At 39.5% G+C, this 8920-nt stretch carries 5 protein-coding genes and 2 pseudogenes; 4 read left to right on the top strand and 3 right to left on the bottom strand.

Going from position 1 to position 8920, the window contains the following annotated elements:
• The first annotated feature begins 157 nt into the window (after positions 1 to 157).
• A pseudogene (locus tag Xedl_RS16145) lies at positions 158 to 1196 on the top strand (IS630 family transposase).
• 99 nt (positions 1197 to 1295) lie between these two features.
• Here Xedl_RS16145 and Xedl_RS16140 read toward each other — a convergent pair.
• From Xedl_RS16140 to Xedl_RS16130, 3 genes and pseudogenes are all read right to left on the bottom strand, one after another.
• Positions 1296 to 3734, bottom strand: a complete 2439-nt coding sequence (locus Xedl_RS16140; RefSeq protein WP_074024808.1) for a toprim domain-containing protein — start codon at positions 3732 to 3734, stop codon at positions 1296 to 1298.
• 105 nt (positions 3735 to 3839) lie between these two features.
• Complete coding sequence (locus tag Xedl_RS16135; protein WP_074024807.1) at positions 3840 to 4046, bottom strand: helix-turn-helix transcriptional regulator; 207 nt, start codon at positions 4044 to 4046, stop codon at positions 3840 to 3842.
• A gap of 216 nt (positions 4047 to 4262) precedes the next feature.
• Positions 4263 to 5471: pseudogene (locus Xedl_RS16130) on the bottom strand (tyrosine-type recombinase/integrase).
• Between the two features lie 388 nt (positions 5472 to 5859).
• On the opposite strand from Xedl_RS16130, the gene Xedl_RS16125 reads away from it, so the two are divergent.
• Genes Xedl_RS16125 through Xedl_RS16115 form a run of 3 tightly spaced genes read left to right on the top strand, consistent with a single transcriptional unit; the run spans position 5860 to position 8840 of the window.
• Positions 5860 to 6816: an ABC-three component system protein gene (locus Xedl_RS16125; RefSeq protein ID WP_074024806.1), complete on the top strand. Its 957-nt coding sequence runs from the start codon at positions 5860 to 5862 to the stop codon at positions 6814 to 6816.
• Positions 6809 to 7057: an ABC-three component system middle component 8 gene (locus Xedl_RS37540; RefSeq protein WP_074024805.1), complete on the top strand. Its 249-nt coding sequence runs from the start codon at positions 6809 to 6811 to the stop codon at positions 7055 to 7057. Before Xedl_RS16125 ends, Xedl_RS37540 begins: the two co-directional genes overlap by 8 nt.
• Positions 7044 to 8840, top strand: a complete 1797-nt coding sequence (locus Xedl_RS16115) for a DUF2326 domain-containing protein (protein WP_074024804.1) — start codon at positions 7044 to 7046, stop codon at positions 8838 to 8840. Before Xedl_RS37540 ends, Xedl_RS16115 begins: the two co-directional genes overlap by 14 nt.
• Positions 8841 to 8920 lie beyond the last annotated feature (80 nt).

Raw genomic sequence — 8920 nt, 5'->3', positions numbered from 1 at the left:
ACTCTTAGTGTGCGTTGAAGAATTTATGACCGCCTTTTCATCAGGGCAACAACCGGGAGTGAGAAAAATGAGTGTATCGTTATTATGAAAGCTTATTTATACCAATCGCCATTGAAGATGCTTGATTTCTTATCCAAATCAGATCATGCTTGCAACCATGAAAATTCATCTGACACCAGAACAAAAACACGCCCTTGAATTGATGCATGATACTACTCGCGACAGTCGAGTCTGTGATCGCATTAAGGCGGTGCTTTTGGCCTCAGAAGGTTGGACTGCTCAGATGATTGCACAGGCCTTGCGTATTCATGAAAGTACGGTCAGCCGTCACCTGAAAGATTTTATCGCGCAGGAAAAGCTCACCCCAGAAAATGGCGGCTCTGAAAGCCATCTCTCTGCCGAACAAACCGCCGACCTGATTGATTATTTGACCGCCAATTTGATGCATACCACAACCCAAATTGTGGCCTATGTCCAAGCCCGTTGGCAGGTTTCTTTCAGCGTGGGCGGAATGACAAAATGGCTTCACCGCCAAGGTTTCAGCTATAAAAAACCCAAGGGTGTTCCTCATAAATTCGATGCGCACAAACAGCAACAATTTATTGATGACTACAAGGCACTGAAAGAGGAAGCGGGGCAGAATGAACCGATCCTATTTATTGATGCGGTGCATCCTTCACAGTCCACAAAGCTCAGCTATGGCTGGATGAAAGCAGGAAAAAATCAGGTAAAAGGGATCGAAACCACCGGCAGTCGTACCCGTCTCAATATTCTGGGCGCCCTGAATTTACAACGGATTGAAGACACCGTGATCCGTGAATATCCGCGCATCAATGCCGAAAATATCGCCTATTTCTTCGGTGCGCTCCGAGAAACTTACCCGCTTTCGCAAAAAATCCACCTCATTCTGGATGGAGCGGGTTACCATCGAGCCGAGTTGGTGAAAGATATTGCGTATGTCCTGAATATTGAATTGCATTACCTCCCGCCTTACAGCCCAAACCTCAATCCGATAGAGCGATTGTGGAAGTATATGAATGAGCAAGTGCGTAACAATATCTATTTTCCGGATGCGAAGACCTTCCGTGAAACTCTTCGTCACTTTTTTTCATGTCACTTTGCCAGAAAAAGCGAAAGAGCTCACGACTCGACTGACTGATAATTTTCAGATTTTAAAACCTGCATCTTCAAGTTAGATTGGTATAATATGTTGATATATCTAATTTAAACTACAGAATGAACAGTGGTGAACACTTTTTTATTTTTCTTGGAAAAATGTCTTCAATAAGAATAAATTATTCTTCTGGCTGGTCATTCCTTGTTAGTTTTGGCATCCACTCAATAGCCGTGTCGATATTCAGGCTCAGATTACTACGAATGCCGTATTTGCTTTTCTTGCGCAGGTAATGCTGGTTGTACTCTGCCAGTGCGCCCGGCATATCCATACCAAAACGGGTTACGGAAACAGGTTTATTCAGGTTATTACCTTTCATATAGGCAAGGTAGGCATGATAAAGGTACTTACGGGGATTGAACGGCACAATCTCCGCATTACCGATTAACAGGCCGTCAGTTTCCTTAGACGCAATCAGGTAGCCGCAAAAATCGACCAGTGGATCTGTACCGCGTTTAATATCCAGCGCTTCTACGGATTTTTGTTGCTCTGCCAGTAAACGCCTTGCAGTTTGTGGATCAGCAAAGCGGTAAAGCAGATGTCGGATAATCACAGGCAATTCTGCTGCGATTTTATCCCGTAGAAGTGGATCACGTTCATTTTCCGGCACAACTTCGGAAAAATTGAAGATTACCCGACGCCGTGATACGCCACCACTGCGATCACTGAAACTCATAGCATTATTGTTTACCGCCAAGACCACCGCAGGAATGCGGGTTGAATAAGGTTGTTTATGCTTCGGGTCGATAGCGACTTCATCCCCGCCTGTAATGGCTTTGATGCCGGAGCCATCTCCCACATAGCGAGTTTGATCTGGCAGGATAATCAACGAATATCCCACAATCAGCGCCCGTTCCCGCGGGTTTTCCAGCGCGGCCATACTCGCAGAAACAGTGTTGCCTTTGCCTGCCAGCATTGAACAGATTTCAGCAAAGATGCTTTTGCCGCTGCCTCCGGCACCTGTGACTTCCAGAAAAAGCTGCCAGTCGTAACGGTTCGCCAATACCATAAACAGCGCCGCCAGTACGCGATCAAACTTGTTCTCACAGTTGGCTGTTGCCCGGTTAAGCCATTGCCAGAACTGCGGTGCATGATTTTGCAGAGTTTCCCCCGAAACAGGGGAATTGAATTCAACGTCATTGGCAAGCAACAGCCAGTCATTTTTACGGTGAGACCGGAACTGACAGGCTTTCAGGTCAAACACGCCATTACTGAACCCGATTAAGTGTCGCTTTGGTTGCTGCATCATGGGAAGCTGTAATTTAAGGGCATCCACCGCAGAGCTAATACCATGCGGTGAGTACGGTAGTTTCTCTTCCATAAAGGCTGCCACCATTTCCCGTTTTAAATCACGGTCACTGACTGGACGCCAGACAATACCATCATAGTGATGCACGGTTTCCGAAGCGCCATCCAATGCTAAATCACCGTCATAACGTGCCAGTAATACTTCCCCGCGCAGGCTGGCTCCCATCTGGCATAATGTCAGCTTGGAAGATTCGGTATCATTAGGTTGAGCGGTTGCTTTTTTCTTTGTTCGTGCGGGTTGATAAAGCCCCTGAGCAAAGGTCAGCTTTGCCCTTTCCACACCATATTGTTGGCGGTAATCGTCCCAGTCAGCTTTGTGCTCTGTCGGTGGTAAAGTAACCCAACCACTAACCACAGTAGCTGCTTTTTCTGCTGAGATCTTACCGATATTCACTTTCGGTTTGCCGTGCTTATCCAGTTCGTCAGGATGATGCCAGTCGTTATCTGCTGCAATAATAATTTTTGTGCCTGACCAACGTTCCCGAACAGCGTTGGCAACCGAAGATAAATTGCCAACATCCAATGCTGCCAGAACAGTGCCTTTATAAAGCTGGCTAACTGTAAGTGCCGTAGCATAGCCCTCGGTAATAATCACTGTGTCTGGGAATGCTTCCAGCTCTGACAGGGCAATAAATGCGCCTTTTTTCTGGCTACCGGACAGTAATTTTTTTGTTCCATCCGGCTTGATGATTTGTGCACCTGTTACTTTTTTATCCAGTGTTGTCAGTGCCAACAAAGTCGAATTATTGAGCAATAGCCGCTGATTAGGAAAATCCAGCCCTTTTGCAGCCAGATAGGGCGATTGACCAGCGACAGTTTGCGCCATTAGTGATGCCACTTTTTCGGCAATTGACTGCGTAGTTTGAATGGTTTCTCTGGCGGGCTTGGATTCTGGCAAAGGCAATGCCAGTACGCCTGCAATGATTTTTGCTGCCTCAGTGATGGAAATTCCTTTGGTTCTTGCCACTAAATCCAGCCCGTCACCATAGTTTGGAGCATCACATTGGCGGCAATGCCAATTGCCGTGATGGTGATCATCAATAAAGTGAAAACGGTCAGTACCACCGCAAGCAGGGCAAGCACCATGTTTACCCTTTCCCGGGATATCGATGCCACAAGCAGGCAGCAGATTTTCCCAATGATGCATAGCGAATTTTTTCACGGTTTGGATCAGGTCAAGTGGATTTTGGCTGCCTGTATTATCTGAATGTGTAAATTTAGGGTGAGTTTGGTTAGACTGTGTATCAGCCATATCGTAAGTCTCCTTTACGTTGTGGTCAGACGCCTCAGATGTGTTCCACCACACTGGGGCGTTGTTTTTTTATATTACGTTTCTTATGCCATGTTCTTTTAGCTGTTATGCTGCTCGTGATTCAGCGATCCGCTGGGCAATCCAGTTATCAATTTCTGATTCAATAAAGGCAACGGAGCGGGAGCCGAGTTTGATTTGTTTTGGAAACTCCCCGGCACTAATCAGTTTATAGATCCACGCTTTGCTATAACCCGTTCTGCGTTGAACTTCCGGCAAACGAATAAGGTTTTCCTTTGACACTATCATTGTCATATTTTTTCTCCTGTTACCGAGTCCTTGAGCGCTCATCGTGGACGTTGTTTGATGACAGGCGGATTATTTAAAAAGCAAGACTAAATGAACAGCGTTAATTGTTTTTCCGATTTGTTGAATTTATTTTTTATAGGAAATTCGACTTTTTATTTGTATGTTGTATGAAAAATAGGCGCGTGTGCCACGGGCACACTTGCGTAAAAAATCATCATATATTCACGCCCTTTTGCCAAATTTTCCAATCAGCACATTTTCGCCTCGTTCCAGCATCTCCATATGATCCGCATACCATTGCAGCATTTCCCTGCGACCATCCAGATATTGAGCGTGGTTGTAAGTACCACGAATGCTGTTCTTGTCAACATGAGCAAGCTGAGTTTCAATCCAAGCTGTGTTATAGCCTTGCTCATGCAGGATAGTACTCATGGTATGGCGGAAACCGTGGCCTGTTGCCCTGCCGTCATAACCAATACGCTTAATAACCTGATTGATGGCTGCCTCACTCATTGGCTTACCCGCATCGTTACGACCGGGGAAAACGTATTTCCCGCGTCCTGTAATCTCATGCAGTTTAATAAGAATGCTTTTAACCTGATTTGACAGTGGGACAATATGAGGGCGACGCATTTTCATTCGCTCGGCGGGGATTTGCCAGAGATCGTTATCGAAATCGAATTCAGTCCATTCCGATTCTCTCAGCTCAATAGTACGTACTCCGGTCAGCATCAGCATACGTGTCGCTGATTGCGTCACTTGGCTGCCACTATAACCACTCAGGGCGATAAGAAAATCATTCATCTGGTCGGTTAAAAGGTGTGGGAAGTGCTTTTGTTTGGGAGTTTTCAGTGCGCTGGCAAGGTCAGTAACGGGATTGAATTCAGCCCGTCCGGTAATAACGGCATAGGTAAAAATTTGCCGACACGCCTGTCTGGTTTTTTTCAGTTTATCCAAAACGCCACGTTGCTCCATTTTTCGCAGCACAGCCAGTATTTCAGCAGGTTTAATCTCGGTAACAGCACGTTTACCAATATACGGAAAGATGTCTTTTTTCAGATATTCCAGAATGTCTTCGGCATATCCTTTTGATCAATTGGGGCGCTTATGTTCGTGCCACTCAACGGCGATGGACTCAAAACTATTATTGACCGCAAAAGCTCTGGCGGCCTTTTCTGCTCTCTTTTCTTCTATTGGATCATTACCATCCGATAGCTTCTTCCGCGCATCATTTCTCTTGGTTCGTGCTTCGGCAAGGGAGATTTCAGGATATACCCCCAATGCGAGTAATTTTTCTTTACCTGCGATCCGATACTTTAACCGCCAATAGCGAGAGCCATTCGGGTTAACCAATAGATATAGTCCGCCACCATCTGCAAGTTTGTAGGGTTTTTCTTTCGGCTTTGCTCCTACAGGATTCGATAAAATAATTTAATTGATTGTTTTTAAATAATTTTATTTAGTTCAATTATCTTGCATGCCCCCAAAAATGCCCCCATGTAAATTTTCTTGATTGATTTATATATAAATAACTACCTTTTTAAGGATGGAAAGGTAATACACAATCTGATACTGCTACTTTAATGACAAAACCCAAATCAGATTTTTAGTCCAAAATGGAGTCTCTTATTTAGCAACACACTTATAATAACAACTGTTATAGTTATTCTTGAAACTTATATGATTTAATTTATATTTCGAATTACTAAGATGTTAATAAAATTTCAATTTTGTGTTCTATGTAAAAGAAATCAACTTTTATTTCAGTTAGTGTCTTAATATTGACTTACATAATTACTTGAATTTGAAGAAAATATTTATGACGTATGCTTATGAGAACTTAAGTGATGAACAATTTGAAAATCTGATCGTAGTACTATGTCAATCTTTATTTGGAATTTCTGTTCAAGGTTTTGCTAAGGGCCCTGATGGAGGGAAAGATGCTAAATTTATAGGTATTGCAGAACAGTTCCCAAATAAATCTCAGCCTTGGAAAGGAACTGTTATTATTCAAGCTAAACATACTAATGGACAAAATAAAAGTTTTTCAGAATTCAATTTTTTTAGTAGATCATCTAAAAATACTGTTATTGAAAAAGAAATCCCACGAATTATAGATATGGTAAATAATAATCAACTGGATTATTATATGCTATTCTCTAACCGTAGATTAACAGGAAACGCAGAGGCGGAAATAGTCGAGTATATTTCTCAGAGATGCAACATACAATTATCTTCAATTTATTTATGTGGAATAGAACAACTGAATCTCTGGTTGAAGCGTTTTCCCGAAGTTGCAAAACTGGCAGACCTTGATCCAATTGATTCTCCACTTCTTGTAAGTTCAGATGAGCTTGCTGAAGTAGTTGAAGCCTTAGCACGACAGGTTAACATTATTGGTAATGTATCTGATATTCCGCCTACAGAACGAACTTCTTATGAAGATAAGAATCAGATAAATTCCATGACACCTAGCTATTCCCAATCTATGCTGAAAAAATATCTTAAAGATACAGCAGAAATACAAGCATTTTTAGCGGCACCTGAAAATGATAAATTTTTACAATTGTACGAAGGTGTTGCTGAGGATTTTCATTTTAAAATAATTTCCAAGAGAAAAAATCATCAATCATTTGATGAAGTTTTAGAATATTTATATGATTTGTTAATCTCTCGTGACCCGGTGTTAAAGCAACATAAGAATAAACGCCTAACTCGAGCTGTGTTATTCTATATGTATTGGAATTGTGATATAGGAATGACATCATATGATTAGGCCTTCTAAACATTCTCACCCAGATCGTACGATCATAAGCATGTCCTTATTAATGCTTGTTCTTCTTAAAAACGAGAGGGTGGTTTCTTATGATAAACTGAGAAACTATGCAAAGAAAACTATCAACAGTGGGGAAGTGCTGTTTTTACCTGCATTGAATTTTCTTTTTTTGATGGGTTTGATTGAATATCATACAAAAATTGATTCTATAGAATATGTAGGGCCTAATGAAACTATCTAAAATATATTCAAATAAATCAGACCTCTTTGAGCCTATAGAATTTGGGCCAGGCCTGAATGTTATCTTAGCTGAGATACGCTTACCAGAAAATCGACGCAAGGATACTCATAACCTAGGTAAGACTACCTTAGGGAGACTAATAGACTTTGTTCTTTTATCAAAACGTGAAAAAAACTTTTTCCTTTTTAAGCATATGAATGTTTTTGAGGAGTTTATATTCTTTCTAGAAATAAAGATTGATGAGTTTTCTTATCTAACTATACGTAGGAGTGTAAAAGAGCCATCAAAAATTTGCTTTAAAAAACACTCAGATAGACATAAAGATTTTTCTTTTCTTTCTATTGAAAAATGGGATCATAAAAATATTTCATTTGATAAAGCAAAAATTTTACTTGATGGTTTTCTTGATTTTAGGGCATTGAGTCCGTGGTCATTTAGGAACATGCTTGGATATTTACTACGTACACAAAAAGACTATTTAGATGTATTTCAGTTGAGTAAATTTTTATCTAAGCATTCTGACTGGAAACCATTTTTATCTCACGTGTTAGGTTTTAATTCTGAATTAATATCTAAACTTTATAGTAAGGAAATTGACTTAAATCAGAAGGAAAAAAATAAAAACATTCTCAAAAATGAACTCGGTGGTTCAATAGATGACATTAGTAAAATAGAAGGATTGTTATTATTAAAACAAAAAGAATCAGAGAAAAAACAAATTTTATTAAACACCTTTGATTTTCGAGATTTTGATAAAGAAAAAACAAAGTCATTAGTAGATGAAATTAATTCAAAAATATCTGAGCTAAATGAAAGAAGGTATTATTTAAGTCAAAACAAAAGAAAAATAAAATCATCCTTAAAACAAGGTGACATTTTATTCAATCCAGATGAAGCAATGAAATTATTTAAAGAAGTTGGAGTTTTTTTTGAAGGGCAGATAAAAAAAGATTTTCATCAACTCATTTCATTTAACAAAGCTATTACGGAAGAAAGAAACAAATATTTACTGGAAGAATTAATAGATATAGATAATGAACTGCAAGAAATAAATAAAGAATTAAATAAATTAGGGGGAATTAGGTCCGAAAAATTATCATTTTTAAGTAGCACTGACATTTTTGATAAATATAAAAAATACTCTAATGAAATGGTAATATTAAAAGCAGATATAGTGTCATTAGAAAAGCAGAAACAAGTTATACATCGTTTGCAAGAACTTAGAACAGAAGTTAGAAACTTAAAAGGCGAATGTGAACAATTGCAAGTATCAATAGAACTAAATGTTGAAAAACAAAATGCTCAATCAGACAGTCTTTTTTCATCAATCAGGCTGTATTTTAGTGAGATTGTTGATAGTGTTATTGACCGTAACGCTCTTTTAAGAGTATTTCCAAATAAAGAGGGGCATCTTGAGTTTAAAGCTGATATTTTAGATGAATTAGGAAATTCGACAAGCGCAGACTTGGGTTTTACTTATCGAAAACTTTTATGTATAGCATTCGACATGGCTATACTTAGAGCCAATTCAATTCATAAATTCCCACGTTTTGTTTATCATGATGGAGTATTTGAATCGCTAGATGACAGGAAAAAAGAGAATTTATTAAAAGTAATTAGAAACTACTCTGATTTTGGATTGCAGCAAATTATAACTCTAATTGACTCTGATATGCCTCCGCACGAAAATATTGGAATTAGCGCATTTAATGATGAAGAAATTGTCCTTCGTTTACATGATGAAAACGAAAGTGGAAGATTGTTTAAAATGAGAACATGGTAACTTCATTCCTATTATTTGTTGAGATAACAACTATAAGTTTAAATAATTGAGTTATTATATTTATCTAAAAATAGTGCAAA

The sequence above is a fragment of the Xenorhabdus eapokensis genome (assembly GCF_001908105.1).
This window is presented reverse-complemented; position numbering and strand designations above follow the sequence as displayed.